The organism is Ulvibacter sp. 2210JD10-4 (assembly GCF_058148525.1).
In genome coordinates this window covers 109062-131900 of sequence record NZ_JBYVJZ010000005.1, presented here as the reverse complement: position 1 = coordinate 131900, position 22839 = coordinate 109062, and the positions used below count along the sequence as shown (strand labels likewise).

Below are 22839 nucleotides of genomic sequence, written 5' to 3'. Positions count from 1 at the left end.
AGTGTAATAATGTATATTTGAAAAATGGTAGCCACATTAGAGAATCACATTGATAAAAACTTACCCTTTCTAAAAGCAAAGAAACTCTTGATAGCTTGTAGCGGAGGTGTAGATAGCGTTGTACTAGCATATTTACTAAAGAGATTGAAGTTTGATATTTCACTGGCCCATTGTAATTTTTCATTAAGAGGAACCGAAAGTGATAAGGATGAAGCATTTGTAATAAATCTTGCCGATAAATTGTCGGTACCTGTTTTTACGGAAACATTCGATACAAAAAAATATGCTTCAAATCATAAGCTATCTACTCAAATGGCCGCCCGAGAGCTTCGATACCAATGGTTTGAGGAAATTTTAAAGGATTTTAAATTCGATTATCTGCTTACAGGCCATCATGCAGATGATGACCTGGAAACTTTTTTTATCAACTTATCACGAGGGACCGGTTTACGAGGGCTTACAGGAATTCCCATTATGAATGTTACCATTGTTCGCCCTTTATTGATTTTTTCCCGCAATGAGATTTTTAATTATGCCAGAGAAAATAATTTAAATTGGCGCGAAGACAGCAGCAATTCCAAAACAGATTATTTACGAAACAAATTGCGATTAGAGGTTATACCAAAATATAAAGAGATTGCTGAAGGAGCACTTCAAAACTTTCAAAAAACACAACAACATCTACAGGCGAGTCAAAGTTTGATAGACGATTATATGGCATTAATTTATAATCTGGTGATCACTGAAGCTCCCGAGGCCTATGCAATAAATATTAAGAAATTGCAAGAATTGCCTAATACCGATGCATTGTTATATGAGCTTTTATTTCCGTTTGGGTTTAGTGCCTGGAAGGATATTTCAGATCTGTTAGATGCGCAAAGCGGAAAACAGGTATTTTCGAAAACGCACCGACTTTTAAAGGACAGAAATGTGCTTATTTTGACTAAAATTTCTTCAGAAGATGTCATTGAAGAAATTTTTATTTCAGAAAATGAAAAAAATATTAACAATCCTATTAAGCTTGAATTTAAACCTACTAAAAAGATAGGAAATATTACCAGTAGTGAGGTATACGTCGATAATGATAAACTTGAGTACCCTTTGCAACTTCGAAAATGGCGTGAAGGTGATGTTTTTCAACCCTTTGGGATGAAAGGAAATAAGAAATTGAGTAAGTTTTTTAAAGATGAAAAGCTATCTTTGGTCGCTAAAGAAAAGATTTGGGTGTTATGTAGCAATGATCAAATCATCTGGATAGTTGGAATGCGTTTAGACGAAAGGTTCAAAATAACACCGGAAACAAAACAAATATTAAAAATTACAAGAATCTCCTAAATTAGTTATGAAAAAAATTATAGTACTTTTTGTTTTATTGGGTTGGTTTTGCTCCCCTGTAATTGCGCAAGAATTTTTGGATCCTGTATCATGGGATGTAAAGATTGAGAATGAAGCTGATGATCTATATAATATTATCATTACGGCAGAGATAGACCCCGGATGGCATATATACAGCCAGGAGGAAGCAGATGTCGAACTAGCACCTATTCCCACTGAATTTGCATATAATAATACACCGGAAACCTTTGAGCTTGTAGGTAAGACACAGGAACCAGATGTAAAACCGTTTTGGGACCCTGTTTTTGAGGCGGATATTGTCTATTTTGGAGACAAAGCTGTTTTTATTCAGCCTATTAAAGTGATCAATGCGGAAAACCTGAAAATAAGTGTAGAAGTATACTACTCGGTTTGTGATGATGAAAAATGCCTTCCACCGGATACTAAAACCTTTGAGTTAGGACTTACCGATGGAAGTGCTACTGCAACCACCGAAGAACTTACCGAGGCCGACCTTGAAAAAACAGCAGCATTGACTGTAGATATTAAGGGGAAAGAAAATTTTGAACCGGACGACGAAGAATCCGAAAAAGGCTTTTTAACAATCTTTCTTTTAGGATTTGTTGGAGGATTAATAGCATTATTAACTCCATGTGTATTTCCTATGATCCCGTTGACGGTGTCTTTTTTCACTAAAAGTGCAAAAAACCGTCAAAATGGTTTGGCAAATGCAGTTTTATACGGACTATTTATATTTTTGATCTATGTATTATTAAGTGTGCCTTTCCATTTATTGGACTCTGTAGATCCGGAAATTCTCAATAATATATCTACTAATGTGACTTTGAATATCATATTCTTTGTCATATTCATTGTTTTTGCTTTTTCATTTTTTGGCTATTATGAGATCACATTACCAAGTTCCTGGAGCTCGAGAATGGATAACAAAGCAACCAGTATTGGTGGCTTCATAGGGATCTTTTTTATGGCACTTACACTTGCTATTGTTTCCTTTTCATGTACGGGCCCTATCTTAGGTTCTTTGTTAGGCGGATCGCTTTCCAGTGATGGAGGCGCTATGCAGTTGAGTTTTGGTATGGGAGGATTTGGACTAGCTTTAGCCTTACCTTTTGCTTTATTTGCAATGTTCCCTAATTGGTTGAATAACTTACCTAAAAGTGGCGGATGGCTAAATACGGTCAAAGTGGTTTTAGGATTTATTGAATTGGGGCTTGCTTTTAAATTTCTTTCCAATGCAGATCTGGTAGAGCATTGGGGTTTATTGAAACGTGAAATATTTATTGGAATCTGGATTCTTTGTGCTTTGGGAATGGCATTGTATCTATTTGGATTCATCCGGTTTCCTCATGACGGGCCAAAAAAGAAGAGACCTCCAATTGGTAATTTAATTGTGGGTATCGCGAGCTTTGCTTTTATGCTGTATTTAATCCCGGGCTTAACAAATTCAAGTTATGCAAACTTGAAAATGTTAAGTGGTTTCCCACCACCATTATTCTATAGTTTGTATGATAAAGATACAGATGCACCTCTGGGATTAGAAGCTTACAAAGACTTTGACGAAGGGGTTGCAGTTGCAAAGGCTACAGGAAAACCAATTATGATCGATTTTACCGGTTGGGCCTGTGTCAACTGTCGTAAAATGGAAGAACAGGTCTGGAGCCGGGAAGAAATATTTAAGATAATTAATGAGGAATATGTATTGATTTCTCTATATGTTGATGATAGAAAAGAACTTCAGGAAGAAGATAAATTTAGTTTTTTAAAACCTACAGGAGGAGTTAAAAAAATAAAGACAATAGGAGATAAATGGGCGACCTTCCAAACAGTGAACTTTCAGAATAATTCACAACCGTACTATGTGTTAATAGACGCTGATTTTAATCTGCTAAACAAACCAACAGCCTATACTCCGGATTCTGATGAATATTTGTCATGGTTGAAAGAGGGATTAAAAAGTTTCTCTGAATCAAAAAAGTAAAAGAACATGAACCGCAACCTCTTTTTATTAGTATTATTTGTAACATCCATTGTATTTGGACAAGATGAAAACTATGTAAAAGAGAATTACAATAAAACAGAAACCTACATCACCATGCGTGATGGAATAAAGTTGTTTACTGCAATTTATTCACCTAAAGATACTTCGAAACAATACCCTATTTTGTTTCAGCGCACACCCTATAGCTGTCTTCCTTATGGGGAAGACCAATTTCGTTCTAAGATTGGACCTAATGAATTTTTAATGAAAGAAGGGAACATTGTTGTGTACCAGGATGTTAGGGGGCGCTGGAATAGTGAAGGTGTGTATGATAATATGCGAGCCTATATTCCGAATAAAAAAGGAAAGCAAGTTGATGAAGCAAGTGACACTTATGACAGTATCGATTGGTTGGTGAAAAATGTACCTAATAACAATGGAAAAGTTGGCACCTGGGGAATTTCATACCCCGGTTTTTATGCAACCTATTCTTTATTAGATGCACATCCGGCTTTAAAGGCATCGTCACCCCAGGCGTGTATTGGTGATTTCTTTTTTGATGATTTTCACCATAATGGTGCTTACCTGTTAAGTTACTGGAGAGTAACCGCTTTGTTTGGCTATGAAAAAACAAAGCCCGTAAAAGAAGCCTGGTATTCATTCCCCGATCTGGGAACTGAAGATCAATATCAATTTTTTCTCGATATTGGCCCACTATCAAATTTAGATAAGTACTACGGTAAGGACAATGTTTTTTGGCAGCAGTTGAAAGAACATCCTAATTATGATGAATTTTGGCGCTCCCGGGGTATTATTCAGCATTTAAAGGACATTAAACCTGCAGTAATGGTTGTAGGTGGTTTATTTGACGCAGAAGACCTCTATGGACCTTTTGAAACCTACGAGAAAATAGAAAACCGAAGTAATAATTATAATACAATGGTTTTTGGGCCATGGAGCCATGGAGATTGGGCACGTACCAAAAAACGCCAGGCAATAGGAAATGTGTATTTTGGAGATAATTTATCACGTGACTTTCAAAGAGATATCGAAACAAAGTTCTTTAACCATTTTTTGAAAGGGAATGGAGACCATAACTCGGGACTACCTGAAGCGTATATGTTTGATTCGGGAACTCGTGAATGGAAAAGTTATACGGAATGGCCACCAAAAGAAGCTGTTAAAAAAAGATATTGGTTACAAAGCAGACAACGACTTAATGAGTTTGCTGAAAAAAGTTACACTTTCGAAGAATTTATAAGTGACCCTAAAAAACCGGTTCCATATACCGAAGACATTAAAGTAGTCTTTACACCCAGAAAATATATGACAGACGATCAACGTTTTGCTGCACGCAGGCCGGATGTATTGGTGTTTGAAACCCCGGTGCTTAGCGAAGATATTACTATGGCCGGAGATATTCTTGCAAAATTAAATGTTGCTACTACCGGTACCGATGCAGATTGGGTCGTGAAAGTAATCGATGTATATCCTCCGGATGCCGAAGATTATGAAGAAACGCAAGATTACCTGAAAATGAGTAATTACCATCTAATGGTGAGAAGTGAAGTTATGAGGGGACGCTTTAGAAATGATTTCAATAAACCCGAACCTTTTGAACCTAATAAGAAAACGGTTGTACATATAAAACTTCAGGATGTACATCATACATTCAAAAAGGGGCATAAAATTCAGGTGCAAATACAAAGTACCTGGTTTCCATTGATTGATCTTAACCCACAAACATTTGTACCAAATATTTTTGAAGCAAAAGCTTCAGATTTTACAAAACAGAAGCACAAAATATTCAATGATTCTTCTATTGAGTTTACCGTCATTAAGTAATTTTCAACAAATCTTCATATAAAAAAAGCGTCCCTGCAAATGCCTGAACGCTATAACAAACCTAACTTAGTAAATTTTAAAAATTGTGTAAGCAATTTTTAAAAGTCGTATCAAAAAGATTTTCTATCCCCACAAAAAATATTCTGATACATATTCACTAATTCATCCTCAAAGATAATTTTCAATTGTACATAAGTCCATACGTACTAACACGTATTTTTTTTAAAATTTAAAGACAAAAACGTTATAGTATTGAAAAGAAATTGCGCAATACATTATTATGATATAGTTTTACAGTAATGAGCAAAAAAATAAAAAAAATAGCTGTATTGACCAGTGGTGGAGATTCTCCGGGAATGAATGCCGCAATTCGTGCCGTAGTGCGCTCCTGTGCATATAAGAAGTTAGAATGTGTTGGTGTTTTTAGAGGATATGAAGGGCTCATTGAAGGAGATTTCAAAGACCTGAATGCACGTTCGGTAAAAAACATTATTAATAGAGGCGGGACATTTTTAAAATCTGCACGCTCTAAAGGTTTTTTTACAAAAGAGGGTAGACAGAAGGCTTTTGAAAATTTAACGAGTAGCAATATAGATGCATTGGTAGTAATAGGAGGAGATGGGACCTTTGCAGGTGCTTCGGTTTTTATGAAGGAGTTTGGGTTTCCTATTGTGGGATTACCAGGGACTATTGATAACGATATCAATGGTACAGATTATTCCATAGGGTATGATACGGCTTTAAACACAGTAGTTGAGGCCATAGACAAGATCAGAGATACGGCAAACTCACATAACAGGCTTTTTTTAGTCGAAGTTATGGGGAGGGATGCCGGTGACATTGCATTGAATGCCGGGATTGGAGCCGGAGCCGAAGAGATCTTGATCCCCGAAGAAGATATGGGGAAAGAACGGTTAATCGAGTCACTTGAACGTAGCAAAAAATCCGGAAAGACCTCAAGTATTATTGTAGTTGCTGAAGGAGATCAAATTGGAAAGAATATTTTCAATCTTGCAAAATATATAGAAGAGAATTTAATGGGATATGAAGTTCGCGTTACGGTTTTAGGCCATATACAACGTGGAGGTGCTCCAAGTTGTTATGATCGTGTTCTGGCAAGTAGGCTGGGAGTAGGAGCCGTAGATGCATTACTACGGGGAGAGCAGAATGTTATGATAGGTATTGTACATAACAAAGTGAGGTCGGTGCCATTTTCAGATACCATAAAAGGAAAAAATGAATTGGATTTAGAATTAATACGAGTAGCAGATATCACATCTGTTTAATTTTCAGAAATATATATATGAGTTTAAAAATTGGAATCAACGGTTTTGGCCGTGTAGGAAGAATTACTTTTAGAATTGCAGCACAACAGGATCATATAGAAATAGTTGCGGTAAATGATTTGTTGGATGTTGATCATTTAGCCTATTTACTGAAATACGATTCGGTGCATGGAAAATACCCCGGAACGGTTGAAGTAAAAGATGGTAATTTGATTGTAGATAATAAAGTGATTCGCGTTACTGCAGAAAGAAACCCGGAAAATTTAAAATGGGATGAAGTTTCAGCCGAAATAATTATCGATTGCACAGGTGTCTTTAAAGAAATAGATAATGCTTCGACTCACTTAAAAGCCGGGGCAAAAAAAGTAGTAATATCTGCACCATCTAAAACAGCCCCAATGTTTGTTATGGGCGTAAATCATCAGGATGTAAAACCTGAAGATACTATTGTTTCCAATGCTTCATGTACAACTAATTGTCTGGCTCCAATGGCAAAAATAATTCATGATCATTTAGGGATTGTAGAAGGTTTAATGACCACGATTCATGCTACCACATCATCGCAGTATACAGTAGACAGTCCATCCCGCAAAAATTACCGATTAGGGCGTACCGCTTTAAGTAATATCATTCCTACTACAACAGGAGCCGCTAAAGCAGTTTCCAAAGTGATTCCGGAGCTAAAAGGAAAATTAACCGGAATGGCATTTAGAGTTCCAACAGCCAATGTATCTGTTGTAGATTTAACTATACGTACCGAAAAACCGGCAACATACGAGGAGATAAAAGCAATTTTTAAAAAAGCTGCCAATGGAGAATACAAAGGGATTGTGGATTATACAGACGAAGCAGTCGTATCACAGGATTTTGTGAGTGATCCGAACATCTGCAATTTTGATTCTGAAGCAAGTATTGCCCTTAACGATAATTTCTTTAAGTTAGTGGCATGGTATGATAATGAGTATGCTTATTCTGCAAAGCTAATAGATTTGGCAGCTCATGTGGCAACAGTGTAACTATGATTTTAATAACCGATGGAGGTTCTACTAAATGCGACTGGATTCTATTAGATGACAGAGGAGAAGTGTTGTTAAAAACCCGTTCTGAAGGCTTAAATCCGGCTGTGATTTCTCCACAGGAATTATCTACTCGCATACAGTCCAATAAAGAACTTCAACCTCTTTTTGAAAAGGTAATCGCAGTTGATTTCTATGGGGCAGGCTGTGGCACTGAGGTTCCTGCAAAAACCCTCCGTGGAGTCCTGGAAACAATTTTTTCCAAGGCAACCATTTCTGTCAACGAAGATATGGTAGCTGCTGTGTATGCCGCTACTACAGAACCGGGAATCATTTGTATTTTAGGAACAGGCTCCAATAGTTGTTATTTTGATGGCGAAGAAATTCATACAATAATACCTTCGTTGGGCTATTCATTAATGGATGAAGCTAGTGGCAGCTATTTTGGGAAACGATTGATAAGAGATTATTTCTATAAAAAAATGCCGGGACAACTGGCTTCAAAATTTGAGAAACATTTCGATCTGGATACGGATGAGATCAAACTCAATTTGTATAAAAAACCAAATCCTAATGCGTATTTGGCATCTTTTGCCGAATTTATTTTTACGACGGAAGAGGATAACAATTATTTTAATGAGTTAATCACCGAAGGAATCACTAAATTTATTGAGTACCATGTACTTTGTTTTAAAGAGGCTCAAAAAGTTCCTATACATTTTATAGGGTCTATCGCATATCTATCTGAAAGTATTATCCGTGAAAGAATGAACCAATACCGGTTAGAATTGGGTAACATAATCCAAAGGCCTATTGATGGATTGATCGAGTATTATAAAAAACACAAATTAAATTATAAATGAATTTACCTGCAGTAAATCCTACAGCTACCAAAGCCTGGAAAAAACTTGTGCAGCATTTTGCTGAAATAAAAGCAGTAAAGATGCAAGAAATGTTCGAGGAAGATCCCTTACGCGCTCAACGAATGGTTATTGAGTGGCAGGACTTTTATGTAGATTTCTCAAAAAACAGGGTTACAGATAAAACACTCTCATTATTACTTGAATTAGCAGAAGAAGTCCATTTAAAAGATGCGATCGAAGCACAATTCAAGGGAGTAAAGATCAATCAAACCGAAGAAAGGAAAGTACTGCATGCAGCACTGAGGGATTTTAAAAGTATGAAACCTGAAATTTCTGAAACACTTCAGCAAATGAAACGGTTTTCCGAAGAGATTATTAATGGAAATTGGAAAGGTTATACAGGTAAAGCTATTACCGATATTGTAAGTATTGGAATTGGTGGAAGTGCGTTAGGACCGGATATGGTGACTGAAGCACTTAAGTATTACAAAAACCATATCAGGACTCATTACATATCTAATGTAGATGGGGACCATGTAATGGAGACTGTAAAAAGACTGGATAGAGAGACCACTCTTTTCATTATTGTTTCAAAAACCTTTACAACACAAGAAACCTTAACAAATTCGAATACGGTTCGTAATTGGTTTTTGGAAGTAGCTCCGGAAACAGAGATTAATAAACATTTTGTAGCAGTTTCTGCCAATGTGGAAGCCGTAAATAAATTTGGAATTATCCCAGAGAATATATTTACTATCTGGAATTGGGTAGGAGGCCGGTTTTCCCTTTGGAGTGCCGTAGGCTTATCTATTTGTTGCGCTATAGGATACCCTAATTTTGAAGCCTTGTTAAAAGGGGCTCATGAAATGGATGATCATTTCAAACAAAAAGATTTTTCAGAAAACATCCCTGTGATCTTAGCAATGCTTTCTATATGGTACAATAATTTTTTTGAAGCCGAAACCGAAGCAGTTATTACCTATTCACAATACTTAACTAAGTTTATTCCCTATTTACAACAAACTGTTATGGAAAGTAATGGTAAAAATGTAGATAGAAACGGAGATAACATAGATTACCAAACCGGAACTATTGTCTGGGGGGGAACAGGAACAAATGCACAACATGCTTTTTTTCAATTGATACATCAAGGAACAAAATTGATTCCAGTTGATTTTATAATTTTTGCAGAATCTCTTCACGGAAAAACAGAACATCAGGAAAAGCTATTGGCAAATTGCTTTGCTCAAACCGAAGCGTTGCTGCAAGGAACCTATAAAAATGAAGTTGAGAACTCTTTTAGGTCTTTTTCTGGAAATAAACCTACAAATACGGTCTTAATTGAAAAATTAACTCCCCGAACATTGGGAAGCCTTATCGCAATGTATGAGCACAAATTATTTGTTCAGGGAATTGTATGGAATATTTTTAGTTATGACCAATGGGGAGTTGAGTTGGGTAAAAAACTAACGAAAAAAATGTTAGATTCGATTAAGAAAAAGGATTTGGTAAGTAGTGAAAATTCATCCACAAAACGCTTAATAGGTTTAGTACGAAGAAAATAAATTTCCCGATTAAGCACTTAAATATTTTAAACCTCAATTTTTTTTGATATTTTCGGACGTTAAAGACGAAATCAATTAATCAAAACTTAACTATGAAAAAAAGAATATTACTCTGCTTATTTTTTATGTTTAGTACAACTATAGTTATGCAAGCGCAAACTTTAGCCGAAAGACAAGAGATTACAAGCAGTTATGACTTAGAAAAATTAGCAGAAATGGAAGCGTATTATGCTTCTGAGTTTGCACGTGAAAAACAAAAAGCATTAGAATTAGCTGCTATTAATGGTTGGGAAGAAATCATTGAACTTCCAAATGGCGGTGTTGCCATGTTGGTTGGTGTTTTTGAGAATGGAAAGCCCAAATATTATATGACACATAATAGAGAAGGTGCGATTACAACCCGTACCAATCGTGTTCATACAGGAGGGGGTGCAGGATTAGACTTAAATGGCGAGAATATGGTCATGGGAGTTTGGGACGGTGGCCGTGTACGTAGTACACACCCATTATTGGGAAACCGGGTAACTCAAATAGATAACCCTGGTTCTTTTAGTGATCATTCCACACATGTTTCCGGAACTATGATAGGTACCGGATCTGTACAAGGTGGGGCAACTAAAGGGATGGCACCGCTTGCCGAATTAGATGCTTACGATTTCAATAATGATATTTCGGAAATGGTTGGGGCGGCCGCCGGCGGAATGTTAGTGTCAAACCACTCTTACGGATATAATATAAATAGTGTGGATCTATGGCAGTTAGGATACTATGATTCTAATTCAAAAAGTGTTGATAATATCACTTATAATACACCTTATTACTTACCTGTTTTTTCTGCAGGAAATGATCGCCAGTCCGGAGTAAATTCCGGAGATGGTGGATATGACTACTTAACAGGTACATCGGTTGCTAAAAATAACTTAGTTAGTGCAGCAACATTTGAGGTGTTAAATTATACAGGACCCAATAGTGTGAATATGTCTTCTTTTAGTTGTTGGGGACCAACAGACGACGGTCGAATTAAACCGGATATTGCCGCAAAGGGAGTCGCTATGTTTTCTTCGGTTGGAGCAGCTTCATATGCTAATTATAATGGAACATCCATGTCTGCGCCAAATACATCCGGAAGTTTAATATTGTTACAACAACACTATAATAATATAAATGGTGAATACATGTTGAACTCTACTCTTAGAGGATTAGTGCTTCATACTGCCGATGAAGCAGGAACTACCCCCGGACCGGACTACAGATTTGGATGGGGATTAATGAATACTGAAAGAGCTGCTGAGGTTATTTCAGACAATGGAACTTCTTCTATTATGGTAGAAGAAGAACTATTTCCCGGAGATGTATATACTTTTTCGGTACAATCAGATGGAGCTAATGACTTAGTGGTTTCTCTCACCTGGACAGATCCTTCCGGAACTGTATTACCAAGTGGAGTAAATGATCTGGCAACACCTATGCTGGTCAATGACCTTGATCTTAGAGTATCTGAAGATGGTGGTACTACTTTTCTCCCTTGGAAATTGGACCCGTCAAACTTTTCAGCTGCTGCTACCAACGGAGATAATATCGTTGATAATATAGAAAAGATCGAAATTACAGGAGCATCCGGAGAGTACATCATTCAGGTTTCTCATAAGACAAATGCTATAACTAATGACAGTCAGGTTTTTTCATTGATCGTTAGTGGAATAGACAAAGAAGAATTTACAGCTTCAAGTCGTGAAGGAATTAAAGAAGCCTGTGTTGCAGATGGCAGTGCTACATTTGATATTGATCTTGGGTTTAGTGATGGTTTTTCTGATACAGTTAACTTTACTGTTTCAGACCTACCTGCAGGAACTACAGGAAGTATATCCCCAACTTCATTGAATGCTGAAGGTACAGTAGAGCTTACTGTAAATGGTATAGGAAGTTTAACCCCGGGTGATTACCAAATTAAAGTAACTGCGGCAGGAACTTCAGAAACAGTTAATGTTTATGTTGTTTTACGCATATTAAGTACTAATGTCCCAACAATAGGACTAACATATCCTGCGGACGAGGCAATAGATCTTCCTGTTGTAATAGACTTCACTTGGGAGTTAGGAGATAGTACTGTTGACAATTATGATTTTGAATTAGCTCGTGATGTAGCTTTTACAAATATTGAGTTCTCGGAGAATGTAACAGTACCAAATGTTCTAATTCTTGGTGTAACAGAGGGAGCAGAATATTTTTGGAGAGTTAAGCCAAATACTATTTGTGCAGATGGAACTTTTTCGGAAATATACAGCTTTACTGTTGCTGGTGTCCTTGGAATAAATGAACAAACCATTGAGGGATTAGAAGTATATCCTAATCCTACTACAGGTGTTTTGAATGTTAAAGCTGCCTCTGATATTTCTTCGATTGAAGTAATGAATATTTTAGGGCAAACTATGCTTTCTGAAACTACTGAATCTACTACTACACAAATAGATATGTCCAGTTTAAGTGCAGGAACCTATTTTGTACGTATTAATGTAGAAAATAATTATACAGTAGTGCAAATAGTCAAGGAATAAGAGATTTTACAAATTCTTGTTAAAAACCTTCGTCTTATGGCGAAGGTTTTTATATTTTTAAGTATTATAAACTAAACCAATTAAGATATGAGCAAAGAAGAGAACACAATTCCATTGGAAACAGCAATAGCTTGGGCACAGGAATGGCGTCAAGACGAAAGTGATTATAACAAGTATAATAGCTGTAAGGCTTTTTTAATACCAGCCGTAGACCTAGAAGAAGCTTTAGCAGAAATTAAGAGGCAACTAGGTGACGATTATGCAAAGATAAGAGCCTATATAGGTGTTGAGAACAATCCTTCTGATCCGGATCATCAATTCACAGAAAAGTTAATGCTTGTAGGCACCAAACCGGAAACTCAGCCAGATGGCCGTATTATTTATAGAGATATTCTTCCGGAATCAACCGATAAATATGGTAATAAATTAGGTGCTGCTGAAGCCAGTGTTTGGGACTTTACAAACCCATGCCCTCCGGACTGTGATGACAAAAGCCCTTTGAATTAAAATGGACTTTTTTCTTGTCCTGAGTTACTTTACAACCCTTTTTGGGCTTGTAAATGCTATTTTATACATAAGAAGCTCTGCTAGAAATAACAGAGCTTTTATATTATTTTCAATTTACATTGCTACAGTTGCTATTATTCAACTGGCAACAATTTTTATTGCTAAAGCATTACATAAACCCAATTTATTTTTATCCCATTTTTATTTTATACTTCAATTTGTTTTACTTTCATTTTTTTATTTTGAACTTTTAAGAAAGAAATGGATTTTAATTTTGTTGGCACTGGTAGTGCTTTTTTTGGCGTATCAATACAGTGCACAACCAGATATTTTCTTTAAGTACAATCCTATAGGGATGAGCATAACACACACTCTTATTGTACTTTATGCCGTTTTGTATTTTTATAAATTACTTACCGGAAAGGGCGAGTTTGTTATTGTAAATATTGGTGTTTTTTTATACCTGCTTTCCAGCACATTGATCTTTGCTTCGGGAAATTTGGTATTTAATTTTTCTAAAGAAATGAATTACATTCTTATTAACACCAATAGAATTTTATATCTCGTTTTTCAAATCCTTATATTCGTAGAATGGTGGAAGAATTATTCACAGATGAGGATCAAATCATAAGTATCATTCTAATGGCCATTGGGTTGTTTGTGATTATGTCTTTAGCCATTATTGCATTTTTCTATTTTTCCCGAAAGCGCATTATTAAAGCCGAATTGGAAAAAGCCAATATGGAGATAGAACACCAAAAGGAGGTTCTCCAGTCTACACTTATCACTCAAGAGGAAGAACGCAAACGTATTGCTCAAGACCTACACGATGCCATTAGTTCAAAACTCAATGTGGTATCTCTCAATGCAAACTTTTTAACTGAGGACTCCATATCTCCAAAAGAAACCAATACTATTGGAAAGCACATTTTAAGTATCACTTCGACCATATTGGAAAGTTCCCGAAAAATAGCACACGACCTTTTACCACCTACCTTGCAGAAATTTGGGTTGGAGGCATCATTGGAAGAACTGTGTGAAGAGGTTGGAGAAACCAAAAAGTTTGAAGTACATCATGATCTAAATTATGAAAGCGGGTTTTTAAGTAATGATAAGGAGTTGCACCTTTTCAGGATTGTACAGGAATTAATGAACAATTCTATAAAGCATTCAGAGGCAACGCGAATAGACCTCATTGTGAAAATAAAGGAAAACCTCCTATATTTACAATATAGTGACAATGGGAACGGCTTTGACCTAAACGATATTCAAAAAGCAAAAGGTTTGGGAATGAGTGGTATTAATAACAGGGCTGACATACTAAATGGAAAAGTGATAGTTGATTCCAGTATTGGTAATGGTATAAAGTTCGAGATCGAAATTCAAAAATGAATACAAAGATCAATGTAATTTTAGCAGATGACGAAGAGCTATTTCGAGTAGGGATGTCCTATATTCTTTCCCGTGAAGAAGGAATCAATATCATCTATGAAGCTGAGAATGGGAGAGATCTTTTAGACTTTCTCGCCAGTACGGATACCTTGCCGGATATTATTATCATGGATATTAAAATGCCCGAACTAAATGGGGTAGAGGCTACAAAACTCATTCATAAAGAGCACCCGGATATTAGTATTGTTGCATTGACAACCTACAATACAAAGCCTTTTATACGTAATATGATAGATGTTGGAGCAAGTGCTTATTTGGTTAAAAATTCTCCTCCTTCAAAGGTAATTCATACCATCAAGCAAGTGTATTATAAAGGCTTTTATTATGATCAATTTGTTATGAAGATCGTAAATGAAAGATTTGCTTCAGTAAACAAAGCATCGGAAAGATCTGTCTTTGATGCAAGCTTTATTTCTCCCCGTGAAAAGGAGGTGTTGGAATTGATCTGCAGGCAGCATACCACACACGAGATCGCAGATAAGTTATTTATAAGTCCCAGGACCGTGGAGGTCCATAGAAAAAACCTTCTGGAAAAGACCGGTGTTAAAAATATTGCCGGATTGGTCATCTTTGCTATCAACAATAGTTTAATACCACCTATTATTGTTGAATAAACCCTACTGAAAATTTTATACAACCTAATTTTTAATTAAATTAGTTCCCTTACAATGTAACTCCCTGATTAATGATAAACTATGCTCACAAAAGTTTATGGGAGTGCCGTCTTTGGTGTAGATGCAACCACTATTACAGTTGAAGTTAATGTAGATAAAGGAATAGGATATCATCTGGTAGGTTTACCTGACAATGCAATTCGTGAAAGTAATTTCAGGATTGCAGCTTCGCTTCAAAACAATGGCTATAAGATCCCCGGAAAGAAACTTATTTTGAACATGTCGCCGGCAGATATGCGCAAGGAAGGATCTGCGTATGACCTTACATTGGCAATGGGGATCTTGATCGCTACCGGACAAATTGAAGAAAAACATGCTATCAACCAGTATATTATTATGGGAGAACTTTCTCTGGACGGAAGCTTGCAACCCATTCGTGGCGCCTTACCTATTGCAATAAAAGCCAAAGAAGAGGGTTTTAAAGGATTTATTCTTCCGAAACAAAACGCAAGAGAAGCAGCCATTGTAGACGGAATTGAGGTCTATGGAATTGAAAGCATCAAAGAAGTGATCGATTTTTTCAATGAAGAAGTTCCCCTTGAAAAAACCATCGTTGATATGGAGGCCGAATTTTACGAACACCTGGAAAACCCTGAATTTGATTTCGCTGATGTTAAAGGACAGGAATCTATAAAACGTTGTATGGAGATCGCTGCAGCCGGTGGGCATAATATTATTCTTATTGGTCCGCCGGGTTCCGGAAAGACCATGCTTGCTAAAAGGTTACCGTTTGTACCCCATTACCTCCTCTGAACCTAAAACAGCCGAAACCTAAGCATTACCTATATCCAACGAAGATTATCACCGTTGGAGACGAAGTAAGAACTGAACGATTAAACAGAGGAATGACCCAATAGGAGGAGGATATTATTTATGGAGTATGTTGTCTGCTATTGGTAAAAGTCAAACTGGATTTGATTTTGCAGAAGGTTACCTTGTTACTTTGATAAAAAACCCTTCAAGATCTAACAGTTCTTGGTTAAGTAGAAGTCGAGCTAATTATCAAGATGGAGCAAAATTCTTTAGATTAGGAAATACAAATTCAATTTATAACCTATATGATGCAGGAAACTATATGTGGGGAAGAGCAATGGGTCTGTCAGGATTTAGTTATGGAGAATTACAGTCTGGTTCACAAATAAATGAAATTGGTTTTGATAGTGAAGCAGATCAAAGAGCAATTGAAAAGGGATTTAATGGAAACTAGGATAAAAAAAATAACTTATTTGTCTGTACTATTTTTTGTACTATTTTTTCTAATTTTTTTAGCACATTTCATTCTTGATAGAGATTTTTATAGAAACTTGCTAAGTACATTAGTTTGGTATATTGCTTACCCTTCATTATTTATATCACTGATTTTATCTATTTTTCGAGATTTGGTAAGTCAATCATATTCAATATTCTACTAAATAATTCTTCCAAAGATCCATCATTGTATAATGCACAATTTGAACGCCCATTAGGTTGTTGTTTTTTTGAGTTAGAGAGAACAGTCATATTTGAAAAATTTTCACCAAATACATTACAAACGGTCTTTGTATTATTGAAATAATCTATTTCACCGATACCATTATATCCATTCCAATACCAATTAAATTTAACCTTATTAATATCTGGTTTATTTGCAGTTTCAGGATATGCCCGTTGAATTTCAGTAACCCAAATGTAAAATATATCAAACTCACTCAATATACTTGCTCCAAAATTATTTATACGAAGTGTTTTTCTACTCATAAGTATCAAATTTAAATTTTAAAATGGTTTAATACTCCTTGCTTAATCTTTGCTTCAATTTTTATTGTATGTTGCGAGAAGCTCGCATACAACGGTCTCGTATAACGTTCGTGACGGCTGGCGGCCAGTGATCTGGAAAACTAAAAGACCTTCCAATTTCTTTTAAAAAAAATTCTATAGTCTTACATTGACTACCATCTATAGCAGTTATAAAGCTATTATTTTCTAAATATTTATCAATCATTATTAATCTTTAATTTAACTAAATGTTTCATTACCATAAATATGCTCAAAAACTTTGTCGCCAATTTTTAGATTATGACCAAAGTGTGTCTTAATATTTAGTCATGTGGGGAGTAATTTTCAATTTTTAATTATTATCCCTAATTAGTAGATATTGTTAGTTTTTATTATTCAAATACTCTTCATCAAACCAATCTTCGTAGTCACTATTTGGTTTAGTTAAATACTCAACTAATAAATCTTCATTTACTATTCCCCTATGAGCAATAAAACTCTTTGTACTATCATTTTTATGAACCATTACTCCAATTGGTTCTTCTGGATGAAGAACTAACTCTGATTCTTTTTCTATTCCTAATAAAGGTTTATCCAGATCTAATCTATATATATAGTGCAGATCTCTTTTTGGGGGAACACCTCTACGAGTATATAAGATCTCTTTAACAACTATACCTTGTACTCTTATATAGTCTTCTTCATTATATTGCTCATCGTCAACATTCATTAAATTATTGGTATTCTTTTCTCCATTTTTATTTACTGTATTTTGACAAGAGATAACAAAAACAGCAAAAAATAGACATACAATTATTTCTTTTTTCATTTATAAACCATTTTTAAGTGCTTTCCAATCCATAGACATATGTGTCATATATGTTCCTCTACCTTTAAATTTTCCTTTATAGTTTCCACTAAACTTCAGATGAAATTCATTAAAACTCATGTTTTTGACGCTAGATGGAATTTCATCGGCTGAATTATATCCAAGTAATCGAGCTACTTTTGAAGAGGCACTATGTTTATTAAGTTTACTAATAGATCCTAAAAACTTACCTTTAGAACGTCCTAATTTTCCAAAAGCTCCACTAGTAAAATCAAGCTCTTCCATATACTGACTGAAAATAACCATTTTAGCTGAATTAGCATCTCCTACATAGGAGATGAAATTTGAAGCAGTTACAGGTTGATATTGTCCACTATTTTCACGTCTTAATAATTCTCTTGATATAGGATCACTACCACCTGCTAATATTTTATTACGCATTTCATAATCTGATCGATCATATAAATAGTCTGTTGTACCATTATAATAAGCTACTTCATTTCTGAGTTTATGAGTAGATAGATCTGTTAATGAATATTCACCGGAAGACTTACTTTTAGTCATACGGGCTTCAGTTAACATCAAACCACTATTAAATTCTTCCATAAATGCAATATCTTCTTCAATAAATTCACTTAATCCTTCAAAACTTCCATCACTGTCCTCCCTATTTAGGAAACCTAATAATCTCGCTATCTCATCTTCATCATTGGTTTGATAGCCTCCATCCTCTGTTCTTTCCCATAATCCTGTAGGATCGGAAAACAGTATTGGGTTATTAAAACCGAATCTATAAGGTGTATAATTTACAGCCATTTCAGACAACTCATCAATGACATTGTATCTTCCTATAGCAGGATCATATTGCCTAAATACCATTTCTGTCATTCCTAATCCTAGATCTTCATTAGATTCCATCCCATTATATTTCCATTGTTGGGCAAGGGAACTTCCATTTGACGAAATAACATTATTATACCCTAATTGTTTTAAACCAAAAGGATAGTAACTACCCGTGATTTTTTAGTCCTTTTACACTTTTCCAACCAATGTCCCTCTTTTACCAAAGGGGTATTTCAATGAACAAACTATTTGTTTCAAAACTAAATCATTATGAGTATTTGACCTAATTTCCTCAGAAAATTTAGGCTCTATAATCCAAAATTTTTTGAATTAATTCATCATCTATTTGAGGTGTTTCACTTTCCGATTCAACAATTTCATAGACGATTTTTTTTCCCCTTAATAATGTCATTTGTGGTTCATCTAGACCAAATAAACCTATTGAATATTCTCCTTGAGGGGTTCTAAATTGTATTAATATTTTTTTATCTAGAGAAGTCCATTCGTAATGGTCGTCTGGATTATCATAGTAGGGATGGACAAGCTTATATTCACAATCAAAATAATTCGCATGAAGGATCCTAATAGTATCCTTAGTTCCTTTCTTGCTAAAGCCATTGCAGTAATGACATGCCATAGCCAAGTTTTCTATTTCAAATGTAAATAGAGGGTATCTTCCCTTAGGCGCAATATGTTCAATTTGACCCTCACTTGTTCCTCCTAAATCCAGACCACAATAGGCACACTCTTGGTCTTGCATTACTAATAATTGGTCTCGAATTTCCCTTTTTATTTCCTTAATTGTATCATCTGGCGGCTTGTCCCACATATCTTTAGTGTGCGGACGTAGACCATTAATGTGATCCAAATAATTTTGTGCTAAGTTTAAGCGGGTTAGAATTTGTTTAACCATCAATATATTCTTCTATTCGTTCAATGACTTCATTTAATGGATCGTGTTTGTCTAAACTCACTTTTCTTAGCCTCAATAATATCTCTCTAATTCTGACAAAATCATCTGATTTTTCTGCAATCAGTCCTAGCACTTCTCTTAAATCTAAATCCAAATAATAATTCCTAGTTGTCCTCATTTTAAAAATACGATAAAGAACAGCCTCAGCTGACCAACCATAGGTATCGACATTGTGTGCAAACTCAAGAGTCTTAAGTCTACTATTCTCCCTAGTTAAGCCAATTATTTTTGACGAACTGGCCTTTAAATCAGAGACTAAAAAATGTGAATGGGTCGCAATAAAAATATGTGTACTATTATAAGCAGGTAGTGAAAATAATTCTCGAAGAAAGCTTATGTATTTAATCTGCCAATTTGGATGTAAGCTAACCTCTGGTTCATCAATAAAGGCTACCCCCATAGGTTTAATGGTTGCTAAAAGTCCAACCATAGATGATAAAAAATGGTACTCTCCTGAACTGCTTTGCTCTAGTTTAAAACTACCTTGATTTAAACTAATTTCGGGAGGAGTTAAAAAACCTAGATTTCTCAAATGCTCTAAGTAATAAAAGTCTTTTCCAATATCGAATGATTTAACCTTTGGTTCGAGAATGTCATACATTATTTTCTTATTCGAACTACGATAAATATGAGTGAGACTCCCATCTTTTACTAATCGATTCATAAACAGGCAAATCTCATCAAGCTCCCCAGGGGATGACTTCAAGATTTTATTAAAATAATTCAACTTAAAGGGTGGAATTGATGTCGAATCCTTATATTTCTCAGCTATACTGAAAAAGTAGTTTTCGATGTTGATTTTTTTCACATCGCCAGTGAAGAACTTTTTGGTATACCTTGTTTGATAAACAACTTGCAAGGATTCATTAAGCCCTAAAAAGTTGGTTATTCTTCTTAGTCCAACGTTAAATAACCTGTCATCAATATTTTCTACAATAAATTCAACTGTCTTTCTAATATAAGAACGAGTACTTGCTTGTTGTGGGCGGTTCCTAACACCAAGATATTTATAAGGAGCAAATTCGAACTTCTGGAGTTCTTTTTTTAGCTCTCTAGGGACAAAAAATTTATCCGTCAGCATTATGGAATTAGCAACAATCGAAATTGGAAACGATGCCTCTGAAAAAGCTACTCTTACATCATTCTTCTTAAGATAATTTGGGTTTCCTTTCTTGGTTAAAATTTTCATATCCTCTGATATGCCTTCGACCGGTAAAAAGTTGGAATACTCAAACGTATCCCCAATAAAGTGATATCTCATACGAAACCTTCCATCAACGGCATAGGTTCTTTTACCTCCTCTACTTAACAACCAGAGTTCTCGAAATAATTCGATCATAGTACGAAAAAGATTACTTTTTCCAGTTCCGTTTGGTCCAATAATCAGTGTTGTATAAATCGAAGGTTGATAATCGACATCCTCAGAATCAATAAACTCAAACTTATTTGTTCCAAGAAAAGAATTATCACTTAGTTCAAGTGAGATAATTCGAAATTTATCTTTTAAATCCATTCTTTATTTGGCATCAATATTTTATTGTTAATAATGTAATTAAATTACTACTCATTTATGTTAATATCCAATTTATACATTCAATAATTTCAGCATGGTCATTTGGCAATGTTGTCTGAGTTCCGTGAGTTTCAATGTCATTTACAAACCTCGCCCAAACAGCTTCGGTTTTCCCACTTAAATTCAGATGTCTTTCAATAGTTCCTTTTTTCCAAATCCAAATGTTTTGGACTTGCAGTTTTGTCTTTAGATTTTGAATATTCGTTTGAACATTTGGTTGTGTAGCTAATAACGTAAAAGCTTCTGCTGCCGACATGGAACTATTTTTATTCGTTGGCAAACCATTATCTAAAGATATCCCATTTGGGCCTGCTAGTGATGATAATTCCGAAAGACAAGCGGCTAAATCAGGGTCATTTACTTGTAAAAAACCATCATCAACTGCATGCTTAAAAGTATAATCTAAATCAACGATTGCTTTACATGGCAAATCCATCATTTCAAGAACCATTTTTGATTTTCTTGTATTACCAGATCCACCCTGCTTTACCAAAGCGCATTTGTGAGTTCCTAAAGTATTATTAGTAATGTTCTCTATTAAAAAGGGAATAAGTCTTTGTTCTGTTTTTCCTTCTGTTAGAACAACTCTTTCTGAAAAAAGTATGTTGCTTGAGTTACTTAATGCAAATAACAATGTTAATTGATGCTGTGCTTCTTGTTCGACTTGAGGTATAGCTGATTTTAAGGAGCTTCGTTTGTGAGTACCAAGAGTGGAATTCTTTCTAATCAAGATAGTGTTTGCCACATCTTTTTCTGTAATCATAAATGGCGAATGGGTTGTGAAAATAATTTGATACCCTTGGTTAGATAGAGTCTTTAATGAAACTCTCAATATTTCAATTGCCTGCGGGTGTAAATAAAGTTCAGGTTCATCTATCAATAATAATGTAGTTGTAGTTTGTTCTTGCGAAGCTATTTTCAAATCTGCAAGATGTCGTATCAAAGTCATCTGAATAGAACGCTGGGCACCATGTCCCAAAGCAGAAACATCTGTTCCGTTTGTGTTTTGATTCTCGTAGACTTTAATTGTCCCCTTTGTAAAAACTTCTTTCAGTTCGGGTGTAGGAACATGAACTTTGACATTAATGTCAGGGAAAAAAGCATCTAACTTTTCATTGACTTGTTGGTCAAACTCTGTTAATTCGGTTGCTCTATTTTCTCCATCTGCATCTAAAACTTCCTTTAATCCATCCAGAACCGTTCTTAACTTGTCTCCATATTGTTCTTCAATTGGCCCAATTATCTCTGATAAAAGTTTTCCAATTGTAGTTCCAGCTTTAGACTTACTTACATCTTCTTCCGAGTTTTCCATTGCCCCAATATGTATAGGTTCGGGAAATAAATCTTTGATTGCATTGTCAATCCCGGTTGGGTTTGATTGCCATTGTCCATCAGATGGATTAAGCACTTCAAGTCTAATTTGAGCAGTTGTTGTTGTAGGTGTTGCTTGTATTCTTCTTATCGTAAGTAACTCTGAATCCAAAAATGGTTCTATTCTTAGTCTGTGAGTTGTATTTAAATTTTCAAGGATTGTCTCACTTATTCCATCAATTTTTGCTGTAATAATAACAGATTCATTGACATCATTAAAATCTGTAGCTTTTAAAGAGCTTTTTCTTAAAACCCATTTTATGGCTTCAAGAATGTTGGTTTTCCCTGCATTATTATATCCAACTAATGGAGAGTATTCGGTTAGCTCAAATTCAAGTTCAATAATCGACTTAAAGTTCTGTATTTTTATTGTGGTTAATTTATGACTCATTGGCTAG

At 35.3% G+C, this 22839-nt stretch carries 19 protein-coding genes and 1 pseudogene; 14 read left to right on the top strand and 6 right to left on the bottom strand.

All coding sequences use genetic code 11. From position 1 onward, the window contains the following. Nucleotides 1-24 precede the first annotated feature (24 nt). The 14 genes and pseudogenes from tilS to ACY2RT_RS12370 all read left to right on the top strand — a co-directional run bounded on the left by tilS (nucleotide 25) and on the right by ACY2RT_RS12370 (nucleotide 16304). Nucleotides 25-1335, top strand: coding sequence for a tRNA lysidine(34) synthetase TilS (gene tilS, locus ACY2RT_RS12435; RefSeq protein WP_490156245.1), 1311 nt, complete (start codon nucleotides 25-27; stop codon nucleotides 1333-1335). Nucleotides 1336-1342: 7 nt separating this feature from the next. After that, entirely contained in the window at nucleotides 1343-3334 is a 1992-nt protein-coding gene (locus tag ACY2RT_RS12430; RefSeq protein ID WP_490156244.1) for a protein-disulfide reductase DsbD family protein, read from the top strand. 6 nt (nucleotides 3335-3340) lie between these two features. Then, nucleotides 3341-5179: a CocE/NonD family hydrolase gene (locus ACY2RT_RS12425; protein WP_490156243.1), complete on the top strand. Its 1839-nt coding sequence runs from the start codon at nucleotides 3341-3343 to the stop codon at nucleotides 5177-5179. 299 nt (nucleotides 5180-5478) lie between these two features. After that, nucleotides 5479-6465 (top strand): 6-phosphofructokinase, encoded by a 987-nt coding sequence (gene pfkA, locus ACY2RT_RS12420; RefSeq protein ID WP_490156242.1) that lies wholly within the window; start codon nucleotides 5479-5481, stop codon nucleotides 6463-6465. A gap of 17 nt (nucleotides 6466-6482) precedes the next feature. Next, on the top strand, nucleotides 6483-7481 hold the full coding sequence (gene gap, locus ACY2RT_RS12415; protein ID WP_490156241.1) for a type I glyceraldehyde-3-phosphate dehydrogenase: 999 nt from the start codon (nucleotides 6483-6485) through the stop codon (nucleotides 7479-7481). Nucleotides 7482-7483: 2 nt separating this feature from the next. After that, nucleotides 7484-8344 (top strand): N-acetylglucosamine kinase, encoded by an 861-nt coding sequence (locus ACY2RT_RS12410; protein ID WP_490156240.1) that lies wholly within the window; start codon nucleotides 7484-7486, stop codon nucleotides 8342-8344. Continuing rightward, nucleotides 8341-9909, top strand: a complete 1569-nt coding sequence (gene pgi / locus ACY2RT_RS12405; RefSeq protein WP_490156239.1) for a glucose-6-phosphate isomerase — start codon at nucleotides 8341-8343, stop codon at nucleotides 9907-9909. Before ACY2RT_RS12410 ends, pgi begins: the two co-directional genes overlap by 4 nt. A gap of 146 nt (nucleotides 9910-10055) precedes the next feature. After that, nucleotides 10056-12464, top strand: coding sequence for a S8 family serine peptidase (locus ACY2RT_RS12400; RefSeq protein WP_490156238.1), 2409 nt, complete (start codon nucleotides 10056-10058; stop codon nucleotides 12462-12464). 87 nt (nucleotides 12465-12551) lie between these two features. After that, the gene (locus ACY2RT_RS12395; protein WP_490156237.1) at nucleotides 12552-12971 is read left to right on the top strand and encodes a hypothetical protein; all 420 of its coding nucleotides are present in this window, start codon (nucleotides 12552-12554) and stop codon (nucleotides 12969-12971) included. Between the two features lies 1 nt (nucleotide 12972). Further along, nucleotides 12973-13602 carry a hypothetical protein gene (locus ACY2RT_RS12390; RefSeq protein WP_490156236.1) on the top strand — a complete coding sequence of 210 codons (630 nt, stop codon included), beginning with the start codon at nucleotides 12973-12975 and terminating at the stop codon, nucleotides 13600-13602. After that, a complete protein-coding gene (locus ACY2RT_RS12385) occupies nucleotides 13563-14363 on the top strand; it encodes a sensor histidine kinase (protein WP_490156235.1) in 801 nt (266 codons plus the stop codon). The genes ACY2RT_RS12390 and ACY2RT_RS12385 overlap by 40 nt, the downstream gene beginning before the upstream one ends. Continuing rightward, entirely contained in the window at nucleotides 14360-15037 is a 678-nt protein-coding gene (locus ACY2RT_RS12380; RefSeq protein ID WP_490156234.1) for a response regulator transcription factor, read from the top strand. Before ACY2RT_RS12385 ends, ACY2RT_RS12380 begins: the two co-directional genes overlap by 4 nt. Before the next feature lie 81 nt (nucleotides 15038-15118). Next, nucleotides 15119-15832, top strand: a pseudogene (locus ACY2RT_RS12375) (magnesium chelatase domain-containing protein); the annotation flags it as partial. 145 nt (nucleotides 15833-15977) lie between these two features. Beyond that, complete coding sequence (locus ACY2RT_RS12370) at nucleotides 15978-16304, top strand: hypothetical protein (protein WP_490156233.1); 327 nt, start codon at nucleotides 15978-15980, stop codon at nucleotides 16302-16304. A 158-nt stretch (nucleotides 16305-16462) separates the two neighbouring features. Here the strand turns inward: ACY2RT_RS12370 and ACY2RT_RS12365 are convergent, their stop codons facing one another. The 6 genes from ACY2RT_RS12365 to ACY2RT_RS12340 form a co-directional block, all read right to left on the bottom strand. After that, nucleotides 16463-16834: a hypothetical protein gene (locus ACY2RT_RS12365; RefSeq protein WP_490156232.1), complete on the bottom strand. Its 372-nt coding sequence runs from the start codon at nucleotides 16832-16834 to the stop codon at nucleotides 16463-16465. Nucleotides 16835-17234: 400 nt separating this feature from the next. Further along, complete coding sequence (locus tag ACY2RT_RS12360) at nucleotides 17235-17681, bottom strand: hypothetical protein (protein ID WP_490156231.1); 447 nt, start codon at nucleotides 17679-17681, stop codon at nucleotides 17235-17237. Then, nucleotides 17682-18701, bottom strand: a complete 1020-nt coding sequence (locus ACY2RT_RS12355) for an RHS repeat domain-containing protein (protein ID WP_490156460.1) — start codon at nucleotides 18699-18701, stop codon at nucleotides 17682-17684. A gap of 124 nt (nucleotides 18702-18825) precedes the next feature. Then, nucleotides 18826-19437: a retron system putative HNH endonuclease gene (locus ACY2RT_RS12350; RefSeq protein ID WP_490156230.1), complete on the bottom strand. Its 612-nt coding sequence runs from the start codon at nucleotides 19435-19437 to the stop codon at nucleotides 18826-18828. Beyond that, entirely contained in the window at nucleotides 19430-21010 is a 1581-nt protein-coding gene (locus tag ACY2RT_RS12345; protein ID WP_490156229.1) for an AAA family ATPase, read from the bottom strand. Before ACY2RT_RS12345 ends, ACY2RT_RS12350 begins: the two co-directional genes overlap by 8 nt. 55 nt (nucleotides 21011-21065) lie before the next feature. Then, the gene (locus ACY2RT_RS12340; protein WP_490156228.1) at nucleotides 21066-22832 is read right to left on the bottom strand and encodes an ATP-dependent nuclease; all 1767 of its coding nucleotides are present in this window, start codon (nucleotides 22830-22832) and stop codon (nucleotides 21066-21068) included. Between the last annotated feature and the right edge of the window lie 7 nt (nucleotides 22833-22839).

What these genes read in the sequence shown, in the direction of transcription:
- tilS (WP_490156245.1), top strand. Translation starts at nt 25, where the DNA reads ATGGTAGCCACATTAGAGAATCACATTGATAAAAACTTACCCTTTCTA.
- ACY2RT_RS12430 (WP_490156244.1), top strand. Translation starts at nt 1,343, where the DNA reads ATGAAAAAAATTATAGTACTTTTTGTTTTATTGGGTTGGTTTTGCTCC.
- ACY2RT_RS12425 (WP_490156243.1), top strand. Translation starts at nt 3,341, where the DNA reads ATGAACCGCAACCTCTTTTTATTAGTATTATTTGTAACATCCATTGTA.
- pfkA (WP_490156242.1), top strand. Translation starts at nt 5,479, where the DNA reads ATGAGCAAAAAAATAAAAAAAATAGCTGTATTGACCAGTGGTGGAGAT.
- gap (WP_490156241.1), top strand. Translation starts at nt 6,483, where the DNA reads ATGAGTTTAAAAATTGGAATCAACGGTTTTGGCCGTGTAGGAAGAATT.
- ACY2RT_RS12410 (WP_490156240.1), top strand. Translation starts at nt 7,484, where the DNA reads ATGATTTTAATAACCGATGGAGGTTCTACTAAATGCGACTGGATTCTA.
- pgi (WP_490156239.1), top strand. Translation starts at nt 8,341, where the DNA reads ATGAATTTACCTGCAGTAAATCCTACAGCTACCAAAGCCTGGAAAAAA.
- ACY2RT_RS12400 (WP_490156238.1), top strand. Translation starts at nt 10,056, where the DNA reads ATGCAAGCGCAAACTTTAGCCGAAAGACAAGAGATTACAAGCAGTTAT.
- ACY2RT_RS12395 (WP_490156237.1), top strand. Translation starts at nt 12,552, where the DNA reads ATGAGCAAAGAAGAGAACACAATTCCATTGGAAACAGCAATAGCTTGG.
- ACY2RT_RS12390 (WP_490156236.1), top strand. Translation starts at nt 12,973, where the DNA reads ATGGACTTTTTTCTTGTCCTGAGTTACTTTACAACCCTTTTTGGGCTT.
- ACY2RT_RS12385 (WP_490156235.1), top strand. Translation starts at nt 13,563, where the DNA reads ATGGTGGAAGAATTATTCACAGATGAGGATCAAATCATAAGTATCATT.
- ACY2RT_RS12380 (WP_490156234.1), top strand. Translation starts at nt 14,360, where the DNA reads ATGAATACAAAGATCAATGTAATTTTAGCAGATGACGAAGAGCTATTT.
- ACY2RT_RS12370 (WP_490156233.1), top strand. Translation starts at nt 15,978, where the DNA reads ATGTTGTCTGCTATTGGTAAAAGTCAAACTGGATTTGATTTTGCAGAA.
- ACY2RT_RS12365 (WP_490156232.1), bottom strand. Translation starts at nt 16,834, where the DNA reads ATGAGTAGAAAAACACTTCGTATAAATAATTTTGGAGCAAGTATATTG.
- ACY2RT_RS12360 (WP_490156231.1), bottom strand. Translation starts at nt 17,681, where the DNA reads ATGAAAAAAGAAATAATTGTATGTCTATTTTTTGCTGTTTTTGTTATC.
- ACY2RT_RS12350 (WP_490156230.1), bottom strand. Translation starts at nt 19,437, where the DNA reads ATGGTTAAACAAATTCTAACCCGCTTAAACTTAGCACAAAATTATTTG.
- ACY2RT_RS12345 (WP_490156229.1), bottom strand. Translation starts at nt 21,010, where the DNA reads ATGGATTTAAAAGATAAATTTCGAATTATCTCACTTGAACTAAGTGAT.
- ACY2RT_RS12340 (WP_490156228.1), bottom strand. Translation starts at nt 22,832, where the DNA reads ATGAGTCATAAATTAACCACAATAAAAATACAGAACTTTAAGTCGATT.